Consider the following 18,388-nt stretch of genomic DNA (forward strand, 5'->3'; position numbering starts at 1 on the left):
GCGGGCGCGGCGGCAGCGACGCCATCGCGGCACCTCCTCTCGCATCGGGGGCTGAAGCCTCATGCTATCCCCGCAGATCGGGCGGGCCGCCCGTACGCGCCGGTTGCTGAGACAATGGCCGGGTGCGCATCGACCTTCACACCCACTCGTCGGCCTCCGACGGCACCGACAGCCCGTCCGAACTGGTGGCGGCGGCGGCGGCCGCCGGCCTCGACGTGGTCGCGCTCACCGACCACGACACCACCGCGGGCTGGGCGGAGGCCGAGGCGGCGCTGCCCGCCGGGCTGTCCCTGGTGCGCGGGATGGAGATGTCCTGCGAGGGCCGCGGCGAGGACGGCCGGCCGGTCGCGGTGCACCTGCTCGCGTACCTGTTCGACCCGACCGAGCCGGCCTTCGCCCGGGAACGGGCCCGGCTCCGGGACGAGCGGACCGGGCGACTGCGGGCGATGGCCGAGAAGATGGCGGCCGACGGACTGCCCGTGGACCCCGATGCCGTGATGTCCGCGGCCGGGCCCGCCGCGGGGCGCCCGCACCTGGCCCGCGCGCTGGTCGACGCCGGTGTGGTGGGGTCGGTCAACGAGGCCTTCGCCGACCTGCTGCGGACCGGGGGGCGGTACTACGTGCACAAGGCGGACACCGAGCTGGCGGAGGCGGTGGCGATGGTGGCCGCGGCAGGCGGGGTCAGCGTCGTCGCGCACCCGCGCGCCGCCAGCCGCGGCCGACTGCTCGCGGTCGAGCAGATCGTCGAACTGGCAGCTGAGGGCCTCGGCGGTGTCGAGATCGACCACCACGACCACCGGCCGCAGGATCGGGCCCTGCTCGCCGACCTCGCCCGCGACCACGACCTCATCGTCACCGGTTCCTCGGACTACCACGGCAGCAACAAGTCAGTGGTGCTCGGCGAGTTCCTCACCGACCCCGAGCAGTACCGACGGATCGTGGGCTCGGCCACCGGCGCGGCGGTGATCACCCGGTGACGGACCTCGACTACCCGGACTACACCGCCCGCGAACCGGGCGCGGTCCGCGGACTGCGGGCGTTCAGCGGCGCCGTTACCGCGGGCGTCGTGGTGCTCACCCTCGTCGTGATCGGCACCGCCTATCTGGGCGGCAGACGGGGCTTCCCAGGCCCCGGCGCGGTGTCGGTCACCGCGCACGTCGTGGCGGCCGTCGTGGTGGTCGCGGCGCAGCGTTTTGCCGACCGTCGACGCGGCGGTTCGGCGGCAGCGGGGTCGGCCGTAGTGTTGTTGGTCACAGTGGCGCTGTTGTGGACCCAGTGGTGGGGGTGACCTCACAAAACACCCGCAGACCGGTGAGATTTGCCTGCCCGGAAGGGCCGGTGCGAGACTTGTTGCACTCCAGCGTCGGTGCCACCGCCCGACGAGAGGGCGAAAGTCGGATTCATCAGCGGCAGATTTCGTGCCCGGGCAGACCCCGCCCGGAGCCTTCGCGCTTCCGATGTGAGTGCAGTGTCCCGAAGACCAATCGGGAATTGATCGCGCACCCTCGGTTAGCCTCACCCCATCTCGACAATGAACCTTCGGCAGCGCCGAGATTCCCTCTCTGCGCTGCTACTTACCGGTAACCCTCCCCCGCGTGGGGGTGGCATGAGTAGGAGTGTCATCGTGTCTCCCGTGTCTGAATCAACCACTCCGTCCAAGGTTGAGTTGACCGACGAAGAGATCTTCGCGGGCCATCTCGGCGGCAAGCTCTCAGTTGAGACCACGACCCCGCTCGATTCGCAGCGCGCGCTGTCGATCGCGTACACCCCGGGTGTCGCGCAGGTCAGTCGCGCGATCGCGGCCGACGTGTCGCTGGTCGATCGCTACACGTGGACCAACCGCCTGGTGGTCGTCGTCAGCGACGGCACCGCGGTGCTGGGTCTCGGCGACATCGGACCGCGCGCCTCGCTGCCGGTCATGGAGGGCAAGGCCGCGCTGTTCAAGAGCTTCGCCGGACTCAACTCGATCCCGCTGGTGCTCGACACCAAGGACCCCGACGAGATCGTCGAGACCCTGATCCGGTTGCGCCCGAGCTTCGGTGCCGTCAACCTCGAGGACATCTCGGCGCCCCGCTGCTTCGAGATCGAGCGTCGCGTCATCGAGGCCCTCGACTGCCCCGTCATGCACGACGACCAGCACGGCACCGCGATCGTGGTGCTCGCCGCGCTCAAGGGCGCGGTCACGGTCCAGAACCGCGACATCACCGGCCTGCGCGTCGTGATCTCCGGTGCGGGCGCGGCAGGCGTGGCGTGCGCGAACATCCTGCTCGCGGCGGGAATCTCCGACGTGATCGTGCTGGACTCGAAGGGCATCGTCTCGAGCTCGAGGACCGACCTCAACGAGATCAAGGTCGACCTGGCCGGGCGGACCAACCCGAACGGGCTCTCCGGCGGTCCCGCCGAGGCGCTCGCAGGCGCGGACGTGTTCCTGGGCGTGTCCGCCGGGACCGTTCCCGAGGAGCTCATTGCGAGCATGGCCGAGGGCTCGATCGTCTTCGCGCTGTCGAACCCGGACCCGGAGATCCACCCCGAGGTCGCCCGCAAGTACGCGGCGATCGTGGCGACCGGCCGCAGCGACTTCCCGAACCAGATCAACAACGTGCTGGCGTTCCCCGGCGTGTTCAAGGGCGCGCTCGACGCGGGTGCCCGGCGGATCACCGAGAACATGAAGCTCGCGGCCGCCGACGCGATCCTGTCGGTGGTCGCCGACGAGCTCTCCGTCGACAAGATCGTGCCCAGCCCGCTCGACCCGCGGGTCGCGCCTGCGGTGGCCGCGGCCGTCGCGGCCGCCGCCCTCGCGGACGGCGTTGTCTAGGCATCGCAGCACCCGGCCCGAGGGGCCCCGCGCGGCAGGCCCGCGCGGGGCCCCTCGGCTTTTTCGGATCGGGGCAGTGTCACGATAGGTGGGACATTCGCTGGGCGGACAAGGACTGGAGCGTGGCGCGCCATGATGGCTCGGTTGATCGGTACCGCGGCGGTCGCCGGGGTCGTGTTGGCTTCGCTCACCGGTTGCGCCGTCGACTCCACCCGGGTCGACGAGGCGTCACCGCCCGCGGCGATCGTGGTGGGGTCCGGGCAGTCCGCGGAGTCTCAGGTGATCGCCGAGATCTACGCGGGCGCGTTGCGTGCCGCCGGGGCTCCGGTGCAGACCCGGCTCCGACTTGCGCCGGGCCAGGACCTGGTGGAGCTCGACGCCGGGTCGGTGACGCTGGTGCCGGAGTACACCGGCAGCCTCCTGGACCGCTTCCACCCCGGCGCCGCCGAGACGGACCCGGACACGGTGTTCGAGGAGCTGAACAGGTCTCTGCCCGAGGGTCTCTCGGTGTCCGACTATGCGATGGCGGAGGAGCCGGGGACGGGTGCCGAGCCGCAGAACGTGGTTCCGTTGATGCGCACCGGCGCGCTGACGGAGGAGCAGGTCAAGGCGCTCAATGTGGTTGCGGGAGAGCTCACCTCGACCGACCTCGCCGAACTGGCCGAGCAGGTGCGCGGCGGACGCGGTCCCGGCGAGGTGGCCGCGGACTGGCTCGCCGCGCGCTGACCGAGCGGCCGAGGACGGGCGGCGGTCCGACCGCCCGGCGGCGGAAGCGGCAACAGTGCGGCAACGAGCCCGAGAATTTGTGACCCCGCGACGACCGTGATGTTCACGGGGCCGAGCGCGGATCGGCCGGGTGGCGGAGGCGCGCATATCGCAAATACGTGGGCAACTCGGCAGGCCACAGTCATTGGGTGGCAGTGTGATTGGACTCGTGGCCCCGGTGCCCGACGATCAGGGCGGCCGTGTGAATCGGGTCTGTACTGTCGGTCACCGGACACAGCGGGCACACAATGCAGGCGGGGGAACATGCCGAGAATTGCCGAGCGAATGACCACACTGACCGCGGGGGTGGTCTTGGGACTGATGAGCCTGTCGATGGCCACGCTACCCGCGCAAGCGCAGGAGAACGAGCGGTCGGCCCCGCAGTACGCGCCGACCATGCTGATTCTCGACGCGTCCGGATCCATGCAGCGCCCCGATTCGGCGGGCACGATGATGGATTCGGCCAAGAACGCCGTCCGCAGCTTTGTCGCCGCGGCGCCGGCCGAATCCCAGGTGGGACTGACGGTCTACGGCACTGGCACCGGAAGCAGCGAGGCGGAGAAGACCGAGGGCTGCAGCGACGTGCAGGTGCTTCGCAAGCCGGACACCCTGGACCGGGTCGCGCTGACCGGCGCAGTCGACGGCATCCACGCGAGCGGTTGGACGCCGATGGGCAATGCGTTGCGCCAGGCCGCCGATGTGCTCCCGAACTCGGGACCACGCTCGGTCGTGTTGGTTTCCGACGGTGACGACACCTGTGCCCCACCGGATCCGTGTGAGGTCGCCAGGGAGTTGAAGAGGCAGGGTGTAGACCTGGTGATGCACGCGATCGGCTTCGCGGTCGACGGGAAGGCCCGCGCGCAGCTCACCTGCATGGCCCAGGCCACCGGAGGGACCTACACCGACGCCGCCGACGGACCGGCACTGGAGCGGACACTGCCGCGGGTGACCGCCGCGGCGCTGCGCAACTACAAGGCGGCCGGGACACCGATCGCCGGAGCGCCGACGTACGCCGCCGCACCGGTGGCGACGCCGGGTCAGTACCTGGACACCATCGGTCAGAAGGAGACGCGCTACTACGCGGTCGACGTTCCCGACGGTGCCACCGCGTACTTCAGCGGCACCGTCTCGTTTCCCCGGATACCCGACATCGAGTCCAGCAAGGACAACAACGTCGTCCAGTTGCGGGTCTACGGCGCGGACGGGCGTGACTGCAACGAATTCGAGTTCGAGCAGGCGACGAAGTCCAGTGACGGGGTGGCCCTCACCGTGGCCCAGGCCTTCGACGGTGCGAAGGAGAAACGGGACGGCAAGAACGTCGATGCCGACAAGTGCAAGGGCGGCGGGCGCTACTACTTCGCACCGACCTGGGACAAGGTCTCGAAGGGCGTGCCGGAACGACTGCCGATGGAACTGCTCGTCGGCATCGAGCCCGCCGTCACCGATCCCGGCCCGGTCGCGGTGGCGCCGCTGACGGTCTTCACGCAGCCCGCCGGGGCGGGTGCCCCCGCGGTCGGTGGCGGATCCTTCAATGTCGCGTCCGCGCTCGACGGCAGCGGCCGCTACACGGACTCGGTCCAGCCGGGTGAGTTCGTCTTCTACCGGGTGAAGCTGGACTGGGGACAGGGGCTGGCGTATCGAGTGCGCTACGGTGCGAACGGTGGTCGCGGCGTGGAGAACATCTCCAATGTCAGCACCGCTCTGTACTCCCCGACCCGGGAGCGGATCGACTCGGATTTCGCGGCGTACACCGGCACCGAGCAGGTGCTGCCCTCGAGCAGGGATGCGCTCGCCACCGTGCCGATCCGCTACGGCAACCGGACCTCCGACACCTACGAGCACCGGACGCAGTCGGTCGCCGGGTGGCACTACATCGCGGTGAAGCTGGGTTCGACCGCCGCGGAGGGCGACAACCTGCCGGTGCCGGTGCAACTGGACCTGACCCTCACCGGGACGCCGGAGGCCGGGCCGAAGTACGCGGACGCCGTCACCGCCGGGATCTTCGGGGAGAATGCGCCGTCGGCGGGCGCAGGCACCGAGCCGACGGGCGGAGTTACGTCCACCGGTGATCGCCTCCCCGACGCCGTGGCCGACAACGCCGCGGCCGTGGATGTCGGCACGCCGGACTCGGGGTCCTCCACCGCTGCGATCGCAGTCGTCGCCGCGGGGGTTGCCCTGTGCTGCGTCGTCGGCTGGCTCGTCGTGCGCAGGCGCCGACGGTAGGCGGCCGACACGGCCGAACGGGTGGTTGCCGGGGTTGCCTCTCGGCGTGTGACCCGACAACCACCCGTTCGGTGTCAGCCCGTTGAACTCTCCAACGCCGAACTCTCCAACGCCGAACGCTCCAACTCGCTGCGCAGGAAGCCGCCGAGCTCGCGGACGGCCTCGTCGGCCTCCCGCAGGACCGAGGCCTGCAGGTGCGCCACGTGCCACAGGTCCCGGTACTCGGTGAACTCGACGCGCACCCCCGCCGCCCGCAGTTTCTCGACCAGCTCCACCGCCTGCGGGTGGAGCAACTCGGTGGTGCCCACGTGCACCATCGTCGGTGGCAGGCCGGCGAGGTCGCCGAGCAGCGGTGCGTAGCCGGGGTCGGTGACGCTGCCGTCGCCGAGGTAGGCCGTGGACGCAGCGACGGACCACGCGGCGTTGACCACCAGGTCGCGTTCGCGTGGCGCGTCCCGGGCGCCGGGGTTCACCCAGGGCGCGATCAACCCGAGCGCGGCCGGCCGCACGCCGTGCCGGTCCACCAGGGCGCGGGCGGTGGCCAGGGACAGGCCGCCGCCGGCCGAGTCGCCTGCGACGGCAACCCGATCCGGGTCGTAGCCGTGCTCGCTCAGCAGCTCGAGGTAGGCCTCGGTCGCGTCGTCCAGCGCGGCGGGGTGCGGATCCTCGGGGGCCCGCCGGTAGTCCAGCACGTACACGGCCGCCCCCGACTCTCGGGACAGGTGTGCGGCCAGCGACCGGTGGGTGGCGAGGGAGCCGAGGGTGAACCCGCCGCCGTGCAGGTACAGCACGGCCCGGTTGCGCTCGGTGGCGCCGACGGTGACCAGTTCGGCGCGTCGCCCGGCCAGGGTCAGCGGTCGTACCACGGTCCCGGACGGCAGCAGCTGCAGCGCCGAACCGGCGTCGAGCAGTTTGCGGGCCACGGTCACCGGCATCCGGGCGTGCAGCGCAATCCGGTAGAACACAGCGAGATTGGCGGCAACCAGTGCCCGTGGCAGGTACGGCATCGCTCTCTACTTCGCGTTCGACTTGGGCATGACCCGGCCGGCGATGATCGCGACGACCCGCTGGTAGCCCGATCCGACCAGCCGCACCCAGGCGTCGAGGAACTTCGCGTCGGCGCCGATCAGCACCCGCGCCTTGCTCTTTCGGACGCCGTTCACGATGGTCCTGGCCGCGTCCTCCGGGCTGGTGCGGGCGAGCTTCCGGTCGAAGAAGTCCGAGAAGGTGGCCAGGTCCTCGCCGGGGCCCGCGATGGCATTGCGGGCGATCGCGGTCTTGATGCCGCCGGGGTGCACGCAGGTCACCTTGACCGGGTGCTTGGCGATGAGCATCTCCTGCCGCAGCGACTCGGTGAAGCCGCGGACCGCGAATTTCGCCGAGTTGTACGCGCTCTGGCCGGGCATCGACAGGATGCCGAACAGGCTCGAGATGTTCACCAGGTGGCCGTCACCGGAGGCGATCAGGTGCGGCAGGAAGGCCTTGGTGCCGTTGACGACTCCCCAGAAGTCGACGTCCATGACCTTCTCGAAGTCCTTGAACTCGGACTTCTCGAACTCGCCGTGGTACGCGATGCCCGCGTTGTTGTAGACCTGGTTGACCTTGCCGAAGTGGGCGACGACGGCCTCCGCGTACGCGAACACCGCCTCGCGCTGCGTCACGTCGAGGTGGTCGTCCTTGACCTCGGCGCCGAGCGCCCTGGCCTGCCGGACGGTCTCGGCGAGCCCGACGCTGTCCATGTCGGACAGTGCCAGCTTGGCGCCCTGGCGCGCCAGGTTGAGCGCGAGGGCGCGGCCGATGCCGGATCCCGCGCCGGTGACGACCGCTACCTTGCCGGTGAATTCGCTCATTCTGCTGCAACCTTCTCGTCGTCGGTGTCGTGCGCAGGCGTGGCGGAGATCTGGGCTCCGACGCCGGCGGGCAGGTTCCCGGCCGCCGCGGGCAGGTCGCCGACGGCCACGCTCCGGTAGGCGGCGAGGTCGAACTTGCGGGTGATGTTGCGGAACTCGAAGGTGAAGCCCGGCCACAGTGTGGTGTTGTTGCCGTGCTTGTCGAGGTACCAACTGGCGCAGCCGCCGTTGTTCCAGACGCTCTTGGCGAGCTTGGCCTGCAGGTCCCGGTTGTAGGCGTCCTGCACGTCCTGGCGGACCTCGATGGTCCCGATGCCGTGCCTGTCGATCGTAGCGAGGGCGTCGACCAGGTAGTTGATCTGCGACTCGATCATGAACACCATCGAGTTGTGGCCGAGGCCGGTGTTCGGACCGACCAGGAAGAACATGTTGGGGAAGTTCGCGATTGCGGAACCCTTGTAGCCCTGCTGGCCGCTGGCGTCGAAGACCTCCGCCGCGGAACGCCCGTCCTTGCCGATGATGCCTGCGAAGGTGGGGGAGTCGGTGACGTGGAAGCCGGTGGCGATCACGATCGCGTCGATCTCACGGGCCTTGCCGTCGCGGTCGACGATCGAGTTCGCGGTGACCTCGGCGATGCCGTCGGTGACGAGGTCGGTGTTCGGCTGCGCCAGTGCCGGGTAGTAGTTGTTCGAGATCAGCATGCGCTTGCAGCCGATCTGGAAGTTCGGGGTCACCTTCTGGCGCAGGTCCTTGTCCTTGATCTGCATGCGCAGGTGGCGCTGAGCGGCGAACTGCAGCGGCTTCATGAACACCGGCGCCTTGGCCAGGCCGACCACCTGGGTCTCGCGCATCCAGTAGATGCCGGTGCGGCACAGCTTCTGGAAACCGGGCAGGTACTTGAATGCCAGGTGCTCGGCCTTGGTGTACTCGCGGTCCGCGCGGGGCAGCACCCACGGTGCGGTGCGCTGGTAGACGTCCAGTCGCGAGACGGTCTTGGCGAGTTGCGGGACGATCTGGATCGCCGAGGCGCCGGTGCCGATCACGGCGACCCGCTTGCCGGCCAGGTCGGCGTCGTGGTTCCACCGCGCGGAGTGGAAGATCTCGCCCTCGAAGCCGTCGATGCCCTTGATGTCGGGGAGCGAGGGCTCGCAGAGGGCGCCGACCGCGGAGACCACGATCTTGGCCTCGAAGGCGCCCTGGGTGGTCTGCACGTCCCAGCGGGCGGTTGCGTCGTTCCAGCGCGCGGACTGCATATCGCAGTCGAAGATGTGCTTGTCGAGCACGTTGTACTTGCGGGCGACCGACGAGATGTACCTCTGGATCTCCGGCTGGGTGGAGAACGACCGGGTCCATTCCGGGTTCAGGGCGAACGAGTAGGAGTACATGTGCGAGGGCACGTCGCAGGCGGCGCCGGGATAGCTGTTGTCGCGCCAGGTGCCGCCCACCTCGCTGCCGCGTTCGAGTACCAGGAAGTCCCGCTTCCCGGCCTGGGTGAGCTTGATCGCGGCGCCGAGGCCGGCGAAGCCACTGCCGATGATCAGTGTGTCGATCTTGCGGACGTCGGAGGTGGCGTCCGTGGCGGTATCTGTAACCGGAAGACTCATGTATCGAAGAATATGGACTTACTGAGTCGCAGTCAATAGCTTGTTGACTCTTATTCAGTAGGCTCCGGATCGTGGAGACAGTCAAGCGCACCAGGATGAGCCCCGAGGAGCGACGCGCCCAGCTGATCGACCTGGGCGCCCGGATGCTGGCCGAACGCCCGCTCGAGCAGATCTCGGTCGAGGAGATCGCGGACCAGGCCGGGGTCTCCCGTGGGCTCCTCTTCCACTACTTCGCGACCAAGCACGACTACCACCTGGCCATCGTGCAGCACGCCGGGGCCGAGATGCTCGCGCGGACCGAACCGGACCAGACCCTGCCGCCGCTCGAGATCCTGCGCTCGTCTGTCGTGGCCTATCTCGACTACGTCAGCGACAACCGCAACAGCTACGTCTCGCTGCTGCGCGGGGCCGCCAGCGGGGACCCGGAGATGCGCGAGGAGTTCGATCGCACCCGCTCGGCGCTGGCGGCACGGATCATCGACCAGCTCCCGCGCCTCGGCATCGAACCGGACGACCGGATCGCCCTCGCGGTGCGCGGCTGGCTCGCGTTCGTGGAGGAGACCGCGATCAGCTGGCTGCGGGAACCGGTGATCAGTCGCGGGGAGTTGATCGACCTGATCGTCACTGCGCTGCCCGCTGTGACCCTGCCCGCGTCGGTGGCGGCCGCGCTGCTGAGTCAGGGCTGACGGCCGCCGAGTCTCACAGGTGCCGCAGGAACCGCTGCGGGTCGTCGAGGAACGAGCGCCAGTTACGCACCAGGTCCAGCTCGTCCCACCGCGGGCAGTCGATGCCGCCGTCGGTGAGTTCCCAGATCTCGGCGCCCGGGCAGGCCGCGAGCACGGGGGAGTGGGTCGCCATGATCACCTGCGAGCCTTCGTCGGCCAGGTCCTTGATCACTCCGAGCAGGGCCAGACAGGACTGGAACGACAGCGCGGCCTCCGGCTCGTCGAGTACCCACAGCCCGACGCCGATCGGCCGGTCCGCGACGTAGCGCAGGAACGACTGTCCGTGGGAGAGCGCGTTGAACTCCTGGTCGCTCGCGCGGACCCGGTCGGCGTCCGCGTCGCCGAAGAGCGCGTGCATGGACTCGGCCCGCAGGAAGCAGCCGCCGTACGGCACCGGCTCGGCACCGAGGCAGCGCAGGTGCCGCGGCAGGTCGGCGTCCTCGACGCTGCCGCCCGCCGACCACATCCGGTCCTGGGCGCCGCGGAAGCGGCGTTGCCACGCGCCTGCGATGGCCTCGACGAGGGTGGACTTGCCGGCCCCGTTCTCGCCCACGATCACCGTCACCGGGCCGGTGAAGTCGAGGCCGACCCGGCACAGCTCGGCGATCGCGGGGACCTGCAGATACCACGAAGCCGGGTCGAATCGCTCGTCAGGAGCGAACTCGACCCGGCTCAGTGGCAGCGACACGTCACACCGTCAGACGGTGGGCAGGAACGCCTCGTCGATGATCTCCTGCTGCTCGACCGCGTGCACCTTGCTCGAACCCGAGGACGGTGCCGACATCGAACGACGCGAGATGCGCTTGATGCCGGTCAGCTTGTCCGGGACGAGCTCGGGCAGCGCGAGACCGAAGAACGGCCAGGCACCCTGGTTCGACGGCTCTTCCTGAACCCAGCGGAACTCGGTGGCGTTCGGGTAGCGATCCAGGGTCTCGCGGATGCGCCGGCTCGGCACCGGGTACAGCTGCTCGATCCGGACGATCGCGACGTCGTCACGGTTGTCCTTGTGCTTGGCGGCGAGCAGTTCCCAGTACAGCTTGCCGCTGACCATCAGCACCCGCTTGACCTTGGCGCGGTCGCCGTCGCCGGTCTCGTAGGTCGGCTCCTCGAACACCGAGTGGAACTTGCCGGTGGTGAAGTCCGCGACGTCCGAGACCGCTGCCTTGTTGCGCAGCATTGACTTCGGCGTGAACACCACCAGCGGGCGGCGGATGCCGTCCAGGTGGTGACGGCGCAGCAGGTGGAAGTAGCTCGCCGGGGTGGACGGCACCGCCACGGTCATCGAGCCCTCGGCGCACAGCTGCAGGAACCGCTCGATGCGACCGGACGTGTGGTCCGGACCCTGGCCCTCGTGGCCGTGCGGCAGCAGCAGCACGACGTCGGAGAGCTGGCCCCACTTGGCCTCGCCGGAGCTGATGAACTCGTCGATGATGGTCTGCGCGCCGTTGACGAAGTCACCGAACTGCGCTTCCCACAGCACCAGTGCGTCGGGGTTGCCGACCGAGTAGCCGTACTCGAAGCCCACGCCCGCGTACTCGGTGAGCGCCGAGTCGTAGACCATGAACTTGCCGCCGTTGTCGGCGTTGGCCGCGATCGCGGAGATCGGGTTGTACTCGTCGCCGGTCTTGCGGTCGATGAGCACCGAGTGGCGCTGGGTGAACGTGCCGCGACGCGAGTCCTGACCGGTCAGGCGCACGAGTGCACCCTGCTCGACCAGCGAACCGAACGCCAGCAGCTCCGCGAACGCCCAGTCGATCTTGCCCTCGCGGGCCATCTCGCGACGCTTCTCGATGACCGGCTTGACGCGCGGGTGCACGGTGAAGCCCTCGGGCACGTTGACGAACGCGTCACCGATCCGCTCGAGGACGGCCGGCTCGACGGCGGTGGTCAGGCGGGCCGGCGGGGTCTGGTCGAGCTCGACCGACTCCGACGGCTCCGGCTTGAACTTCTCCAGCTCGCGGACCTCGTTGAACACCCGCTCGAGCTGACCCTGGTAGTCACGCAGCGCGTCTTCGGCTTCCTTGAGCGAGATGTCGCCGCGACCGATCAGGTTCTCGGTGTAGCTCTTGCGGACGCTGCGCTTGGTGTCGATCACGTCGTACATCGCCGGCTGGGTCATCGAGGGGTCGTCGCCCTCGTTGTGACCGCGACGGCGGTAGCAGATCATGTCGATGACGACGTCCTTGCCGAACTCCTCGCGGTAGTCCACCGCGAGCTGTGCGACCCAGACGCAGGCCTCGGGGTCGTCGCCGTTCACGTGGAACACCGGGGCGGCGATCATCTTCGCGACGTCCGTGCAGTACTCGGACGAGCGCGAGTACTCGGGAGCCGTGGTGAAGCCGACCTGGTTGTTGACCACGATGTGCACGGTGCCGCCGGTGCGGTAGCCGCGCAGCAGCGAGAGGTTCAGGGTCTCGGCAACCACGCCCTGGCCGGCGAACGCGGCGTCGCCGTGCAGCATCAGCGGCAGCACGGTGAAGCCCTCTTCGCCCTTGTCGAGGATGTCCTGCTTGGCGCGGACCAGACCCTCGAGGACCGGGTCGACGGCCTCGAGGTGCGACGGGTTCGCGGTGAGCGAGACCTTGATGTCGTTGTCGCCGAACATCTGGATGTACTGGCCCTCGGCACCGAGGTGGTACTTCACGTCGCCGGAGCCGTGCGCGGCCGCCGGGTTCATGTTGCCCTCGAACTCGGTGAAGATCTTCGAGTACGGCTTGCCGACGATGTTCGCCAGCACGTTGAGGCGGCCGCGGTGCGGCATGCCGATGACGACCTCGTCGAGCTCGTGCTCGGCGGACTGGTCGATGACCGCGTCCATCATCGGGATGACGGACTCGGCGCCCTCGAGCGAGAAACGCTTCTGCCCGACGTACTTGGTCTGCAGGAACGTCTCGAACGCCTCGGCGGCGTTGAGCTTGCTCAGGATGTACTTCTGCTGGGCGACGGTCGGCTTGACGTGCCGTCCCTCGACGCGCTCCTGCAGCCACTTCTGCTGCTTCGGGTCGAGGATGTGGGTGTACTCCACGCCGATGTGCCGGCAGTACGCGTCACGCAGGATCGAGAGCACCTCGCGGAGCTTCATCCGGGACTGCCCGTTGAAGCCGCCGACGTTGAACTCGCGGTCCAGGTCCCACAGCGTGAGGTCGTGGGTGGTGACGTCGAGGTCCGGATGCATCCGGAACTTGTCCTTGGTGAACTGCAGCGGGTCGGTGTCCGCCATCAGGTGGCCGCGGTTGCGGTACGCGGCGATCAGCTCGAGGACGCGGGTGGTCTTGTCCACCGCGGTCGCCGAGATGTCCTTGCGCCAGCGGACCGGCTCGTAGGGCACCCGCAGCGCGTGGAAGATGTCGTCGTAGAACTCGTCGCTGATCATCAGGTTGTGGATGGTCCGGAGGAAGTCCCCGGACTCCGCGCCCTGGATGATGCGGTGGTCGTACGTCGAGGTCAGCGTCATCAGCTTGCCGACGGCGAGCTCGGCGATCTTCTCGTCGCTGGCACCCTGGAACTCGGCGGGGTACTCCATGGCGCCTGCGCCGATGATCGCGCCCTGGCCCTGCATCAGTCGCGGCACCGAGTGCACGGTGCCGATGGTGCCCGGGTTGGTCAGCGAGATGGTGACGCCCGCGAAGTCGTCGCCGGTCAGCTTGCCCTCGCGCGCGCGCCGGACGACGTCCTCGTACGCGCTGTGGAACTGCGCGAAGTTCATCGACTCGGTGCCCTTGATGGCCGCGACGACCAGCGAGCGGCTGCCGTCCTTGCCGGGCAGGTCGATGGCCAGGCCGAGGTTGGTGCTGGCGGGCGTGATCGCGTTCGGCTTGCCGTCCACCTCGGCGAAGTGCCGGTTCATGTTCGGGAAGGCGTTGACGGCCTGCACGATCGCGTAGCCCAGCAGGTGCGTGAACGAGATCTTGCCGCCGCGGGTGCGCGCGAGGTGGTTGTTGATGACGATGCGGTTGTCGATCATCAGCTTCGCCGGGATCGCGCGGACGCTGGTCGCGGTCGGGATGGTCAGCGAGGCCGACATGTTCCGGGCGACGGCGGCAGCGGCGCCGCGAAGGACCTTCGACTCGGGGCCGGCGGACGAGGCTGCGGTCGGCTTCGCGGCGGGGGCCGGCGCGGCGGCGGGCTTCGCCGCTGCGGCGGGGGCAGGCGCTGCGACCGGCTTGGCCACGGGTGCCGGTGCCGGAGGCGTGACGGCGGGTGCTGCCGGGGCGGGGACCGAGGCGGCGGGAGGAGCGGGGGTGGCGACGGCGGATGCGCCGTTTCCGTTCGTGGGGCCGGTGGCCGCGGGTTGCGCGACCTGACCGTTCGCGCCCGAAGTCTCTGGCTGGTAGTCGGTGAGGAATTCGTGCCAGCTGGCGTCCACGGATGAGGGATCATCCTGGAAGCGCTGGTACATCTCGTCGACAAGCCACTGGTTCTGTCCGAATTGTGACGTAGAACTGCTGCTCACGGCAGGTGTTCGCCTCGTTTCTCTCTTGGTCCCCGGTCGGCGCGTTATACCCGCGAGGCTAGTCCCTCGGGGCGACATGTGTGCCTGGCGGGCACCCGTAGAGTGATGTGCGTCACCCGGGAATGTCCGCCACTGTCACCTGTCGATGACGTTATGGGTCTCCGCATTATTCCCCGAGGTGCTGTTCGCCGCATCCCAGAGGCGCTCGTAGTGACCACCGGCATGTCGGAGGTGCGCATGTGGGCCGGTCTCGACGACCCGGCCGTCGTCGATCACCACCACCAGGTCCGCGCGCGCCGCGGTGGCCAGTCGGTGCGCGACCACCACGGCCGTGCGGCGCCGGGTGATCAGCGCGCTGGCCTCGAGCACGGTGCGTTCGGTGGCCGGGTCGAGGGTTGCGGTCGCCTCGTCGAGCAGCAGCAGGTCCGGGTCGACCAGCTCGGCGCGGGCCAGCGCGATCAGCTGGCGTTGACCCGCGGACAGGCCCTGCCCCCGCTCGCCGATCGGGGTGAACATGCCGGCCCGCAGGTCGCCGATGGTTTCCAACGCGCCCACCGCGCGGGCCGCGGCGACGATCTCGGCGCGGGACGCGTCGGGCCGGCCGTAGGCGATGTTGCTCGCCACGTCGCCGGTGAACAGGTGCGCCTCCTGCGGGACCACGCCGAGCCGGGCGCGGTACTCGGGGAGCCGGTAGCCGCGCAGGTCCACCCCGTCGACCCGCACGGATCCGTCGGTCGGGTCGTAGAAGCGGGCCAGCAGCTTCACCACGGTGGACTTGCCTGCGCCGGTCCGGCCGACCAGCGCCACCGTGGTGCCCGCGTCGATGCGCAGGTCGACGCCCTGCAGGGCGTCGGTCTCCGCGCCGCGGTAGCGGAAGCTCACGTCGGCGAGGTCGACGTCCCCGCGCAGGTGCCCGGTGATCGGCACCGCGCCGGCCGGGGTGGCGTCGCCGGGGAGCGAGTCCTCCAGCGAGCTGCGGGTACGCAGCAGGTCCCCGATTCGGCGCAGCCCGACGCGGGCCTGCTGGTAGCCGTCGAAGACCTGGGAGAGCTGCTGGATCGGACCGAACAGCAGGCCCAGGTAGAGCACGAAGGCGACCAGGGTGCCGGCGGTGACCTGGCCGTGCGCGACGCGGGTGGCGCCGACCAGCACCACCGCGGCCAACGCCAGGTCGGACAGGAACGCGATGAACGGGAAGAAGATCGAGATCGCCAGCTGCGAGCGCATCCGGCTGCGTCGGTAGCTGTCCGCGCGTTCGGCGAACCGCTCGGCGGCGAAGTCCTCGCGCCGGTACGCCTGCGCGGCCCGCAGGCCGGCGATGTTCTCCTGGAAGTCGGCGTTGACGATCGAGATGCGTTCGCGCGAGACCGAGTAGGCGACCGAGGACACCCGTCGGAACACCAGGGTGGCGACCAGCAGCGGCGGCACCGCGGCGAGCGCCACCAACCCGAGCACCACGTCGGTGAGCAGCAGGGCGATCGCGATCCCGACCACCGTGAGCACGCTGACCACCGCCGTGGACAGCCCGGTCTGCAGGAAGGTCGACAGCGCGTCGACGTCGGTCGTCATCCGGGTCATGATGCGGCCGGACAGTTCCCGCTCGTAGTAGTCGAGGCCGAGCCGCTGCAGGTGCGCGTAGCTGCGTACCCGCAGGCTGTAGAGGACCCGCTCGCCGGCGCGGGTGGTGATCACCGTCATCACCGCGACCACCAGCCAGTCCGCGGCGACCAGTGCGACGCCGACCGCCGTCGCCCACCACAGCGCGGACGGCTGGTCGACGCTGACGCCGCGGTCGAGCGCGAACTTGACGATGGACGGGAACAGCACGCCCGCCAACGAGTCCAGCGCCAGGCAGGCCACCACGGCGGCGAGGATCCAGCGGACCGGCCGCAGCAGCGCGCTCAGCCGGAACTCGGGGTCGGGCCGACGCAGGTCGAGCCCGTCCATGCCGGGCTGTTCGGTGGCCGGTGGCAGGGCCGCGACGGCCGCGCGCAGTTCCGGGGTGGCGGCGACGTTGCCCAGGGCCCCGGCCGCCGGGCCCCCACCCGCGCCGTGCCCGCCGCCACCGGGTACACCGCCGGCCGCCGCGGCGGTCCCGGTCTCGGTCGCGTCCAGGGCGCCGTCCGGCACGACGTCCGGCCACAGGACGGACTGCGACGGCTCGACGGTGTCGAGGCGTTCCGGCGGCGCGGTGTGCGGTTCGGCGTCGGGGTCCGGGTCGGAGAGCAGTGCCCGGAACAGCGGGCACCGCTCGTCGAGTTCGTCGACGGTGCCGGTGTCGATGATCCGGCCGCCGTCGAGGACCGCGACCCGGTCGGCGAGCGTCAGCGTGGAGCGGCGGTGGGCGAGGATCAGCGTGGTCCGGTCGGCCTGACCACGGAGCGTGTCGAAGATGGCGGCCTCGGTCGCCGCGTCCACCGCGGAGGTGGCGTCGTCGAGGATCAGCAGCCGCGGGTCCACGAGCAGGGCGCGCGCGAGCGCCACCCGCTGGCGTTGACCGCCGGAGAGGGTGAGCCCGCGCTCGCCGACGACGGTGTCGAAGCCGTCGGCGAGCGCGTCGATGAACTCCTCGGCCTGCGCCATCCTGGCCGCGATCCGGATCTCCTCGGCGCTGGCGTCCGGCCGGCCGAGCGCGATGTTCGCGGACACCGTGTCCGAGAACAGGAACGGTTCGTCGAAAACCAGGCCCACCGCGCTGCGCAACTGGTCCGCGCGCAGGTCCGCCACGTCGAAGACCTGTCCGCCTGCGGTCAGCGCGACCGTCCCCGCGTCCGGCGCGTAGAACCGGGGCAGCAGCAGCGAGAGCGCGGTCTTGCCGGAGCCGGCCCGGCCCACCACGGCCACCGTCTCGCCGGGCGTCAGGTCCAGGTCGAGGCCGCGCAGTACCTCCCGCCCGGGCTCGAAACCGAAGGTCACCCCGCGCAGCTCCACCCCGACCGGGCCGGGCGGCAGCGTCACCGGGTGGGTGGGGTCCGCCACCGTGGGCTCGGTGTCGATCACCTCGTGGACGCGCTCGACCGCGGCCCGCGAGAGCTGGGCCATGATCACCACCGAGGACAGGACGCGGGTGACGTTGGCCATGGTGGCCACGTAGGTGGCGAACGCGAGGAAGGTGCCGATCGTGATGGCACCGTCGAGCGCGAGGTAGCCGCCGACGGCGATCACCGCGACCAGGCCCAGCTGCGGCAGCGCGGCCATCGTCGGGGTGAACCGGGAATTGATCCGGGCCGCGCGCATCCGCTCGGCGTACAGGGCGCGGCCCAGGTCCTCGAGCTGCCCCACGGCCCGGGCCTCCTGGCCGAAGCCCTTGACCACCCGCACCCCGGTGACGGTCTCTTCGACGTGCTGGGCCAGGTCCGCGGCGCGCTGCTGCGCCGACCAGGTGGCGGCGAACAGGGTCGGCCGGATCCGCCACACCACCAGCGACACCGCGGGCACCACCAGCAGCGCGACCGCGGTCAGCAGCGGCGACAGCCAGGCCATCACGACGATCGCCAGCACGAACTGGATCAGCGCGCCCGCCGACATCGGCACCATCGCCAGCAGTCCCTGCACCAGTTGCAGGTCGGTGATCGACCGGGACACCACCTGCCCGGTGCGGATCTGGTCCTGGCCGGCGCCGTCGAGTCGCTGCAGCGAGCCGAGCAGGCCCAGCCGCAGGTCGTGCTGGACATCGAGGGAGAGCTTGCCTGCCAGCATCCGGCGGCCGAACTGGCAGCCGAAGCGGACCACGGCCAGGCCCGCGATGGCGGCCGCGACCACGGCGATCGCCTCGGTGGCACCGGAACCGGCGTCGTCCACCGCGATCCGGGCGAGCAGCGGGAAGGAGATGTCGATGACGGCGGCGATCACGGTCACCGTCAGGGCGCCGATCGTGACGGCCCGGTGCGCCCAGCACGCGGCTGCCAGCCGTCTGATCCAGCCGCGGGGCCTTGCGTCGGGTGCCATCGACA

The 18,388-nt window shown here is 70.0% G+C and carries 12 protein-coding genes; 6 read left to right on the forward strand and 6 right to left on the reverse strand.

Going from position 1 to position 18,388, the window contains the following annotated elements:
• The first annotated feature begins 122 nt into the window (after nt 1-122).
• From ACFO6S_RS18365 to ACFO6S_RS18385, 5 genes are all read left to right on the forward strand, one after another.
• Complete coding sequence (locus tag ACFO6S_RS18365) at nt 123-977, forward strand: PHP domain-containing protein (protein WP_378419397.1); 855 nt, start codon at nt 123-125, stop codon at nt 975-977.
• Complete coding sequence (locus tag ACFO6S_RS18370; protein ID WP_378419398.1) at nt 974-1,288, forward strand: hypothetical protein; 315 nt, start codon at nt 974-976, stop codon at nt 1,286-1,288. Before ACFO6S_RS18365 ends, ACFO6S_RS18370 begins: the two co-directional genes overlap by 4 nt.
• A 336-nt stretch (nt 1,289-1,624) precedes the next feature.
• On the forward strand, nt 1,625-2,815 hold the full coding sequence (locus tag ACFO6S_RS18375) for an NAD(P)-dependent malic enzyme (protein WP_378419399.1): 1,191 nt from the start codon (nt 1,625-1,627) through the stop codon (nt 2,813-2,815).
• 135 nt (nt 2,816-2,950) lie between these two features.
• On the forward strand, nt 2,951-3,541 hold the full coding sequence (locus ACFO6S_RS18380) for a glycine betaine ABC transporter substrate-binding protein (RefSeq protein ID WP_378419470.1): 591 nt from the start codon (nt 2,951-2,953) through the stop codon (nt 3,539-3,541).
• A gap of 324 nt (nt 3,542-3,865) precedes the next feature.
• Complete coding sequence (locus ACFO6S_RS18385; protein ID WP_378419400.1) at nt 3,866-5,803, forward strand: vWA domain-containing protein; 1,938 nt, start codon at nt 3,866-3,868, stop codon at nt 5,801-5,803.
• Nucleotides 5,804-5,877: 74 nt separating this feature from the next.
• Here ACFO6S_RS18385 and ACFO6S_RS18390 read toward each other — a convergent pair whose 3' ends face one another.
• The 3 genes from ACFO6S_RS18390 to ACFO6S_RS18400 are packed head-to-tail and all read right to left on the reverse strand — an operon-like array spanning nt 5,878 to nt 9,257.
• Nucleotides 5,878-6,810, reverse strand: a complete 933-nt coding sequence (locus ACFO6S_RS18390; protein WP_378419401.1) for an alpha/beta hydrolase — start codon at nt 6,808-6,810, stop codon at nt 5,878-5,880.
• Nucleotides 6,811-6,816: 6 nt separating this feature from the next.
• Nucleotides 6,817-7,653 carry an SDR family NAD(P)-dependent oxidoreductase gene (locus ACFO6S_RS18395; RefSeq protein ID WP_378419402.1) on the reverse strand — a complete coding sequence of 279 codons (837 nt, stop codon included), beginning with the start codon at nt 7,651-7,653 and terminating at the stop codon, nt 6,817-6,819.
• On the reverse strand, nt 7,650-9,257 hold the full coding sequence (locus ACFO6S_RS18400; RefSeq protein WP_378419403.1) for a flavin-containing monooxygenase: 1,608 nt from the start codon (nt 9,255-9,257) through the stop codon (nt 7,650-7,652). Before ACFO6S_RS18400 ends, ACFO6S_RS18395 begins: the two co-directional genes overlap by 4 nt.
• Before the next feature lie 71 nt (nt 9,258-9,328).
• Between ACFO6S_RS18400 and ACFO6S_RS18405 the strand changes: the two genes are divergently transcribed.
• Entirely contained in the window at nt 9,329-9,943 is a 615-nt protein-coding gene (locus ACFO6S_RS18405) for a TetR/AcrR family transcriptional regulator (protein ID WP_378419404.1), read from the forward strand.
• A 13-nt stretch (nt 9,944-9,956) separates the two neighbouring features.
• On the opposite strand, the gene ACFO6S_RS18410 is transcribed toward ACFO6S_RS18405, so the two are convergent.
• The 3 genes from ACFO6S_RS18410 to ACFO6S_RS18420 form a co-directional block, all read right to left on the reverse strand.
• On the reverse strand, nt 9,957-10,670 hold the full coding sequence (locus tag ACFO6S_RS18410; protein ID WP_378419405.1) for an AAA family ATPase: 714 nt from the start codon (nt 10,668-10,670) through the stop codon (nt 9,957-9,959).
• A 9-nt stretch (nt 10,671-10,679) separates the two neighbouring features.
• The gene (locus ACFO6S_RS18415; protein WP_378419406.1) at nt 10,680-14,435 is read right to left on the reverse strand and encodes a multifunctional oxoglutarate decarboxylase/oxoglutarate dehydrogenase thiamine pyrophosphate-binding subunit/dihydrolipoyllysine-residue succinyltransferase subunit; all 3,756 of its coding nucleotides are present in this window, start codon (nt 14,433-14,435) and stop codon (nt 10,680-10,682) included.
• A 135-nt stretch (nt 14,436-14,570) separates the two neighbouring features.
• On the reverse strand, nt 14,571-18,383 hold the full coding sequence (locus tag ACFO6S_RS18420) for an ABC transporter ATP-binding protein (protein WP_378419407.1): 3,813 nt from the start codon (nt 18,381-18,383) through the stop codon (nt 14,571-14,573).
• Nucleotides 18,384-18,388 lie beyond the last annotated feature (5 nt).

This window comes from Rhodococcus kronopolitis, assembly GCF_042654025.1.
Lineage (GTDB): Bacteria > Actinomycetota > Actinomycetes > Mycobacteriales > Mycobacteriaceae > Rhodococcus_G > Rhodococcus_G kronopolitis.

Coding starts and splice junctions, on each gene's coding strand:
- ACFO6S_RS18380 (WP_378419470.1), top strand. CDS start 2,951: ATGGCTCGGTTGATCGGTACCGCGGCGGTCGCCGGGGTCGTGTTGGCT.
- ACFO6S_RS18385 (WP_378419400.1), top strand. CDS start 3,866: ATGACCACACTGACCGCGGGGGTGGTCTTGGGACTGATGAGCCTGTCG.
- ACFO6S_RS18390 (WP_378419401.1), bottom strand. CDS start 6,810: ATGCCGTACCTGCCACGGGCACTGGTTGCCGCCAATCTCGCTGTGTTC.
- ACFO6S_RS18395 (WP_378419402.1), bottom strand. CDS start 7,653: ATGAGCGAATTCACCGGCAAGGTAGCGGTCGTCACCGGCGCGGGATCC.
- ACFO6S_RS18400 (WP_378419403.1), bottom strand. CDS start 9,257: ATGAGTCTTCCGGTTACAGATACCGCCACGGACGCCACCTCCGACGTC.
- ACFO6S_RS18420 (WP_378419407.1), bottom strand. CDS start 18,383: ATGGCACCCGACGCAAGGCCCCGCGGCTGGATCAGACGGCTGGCAGCC.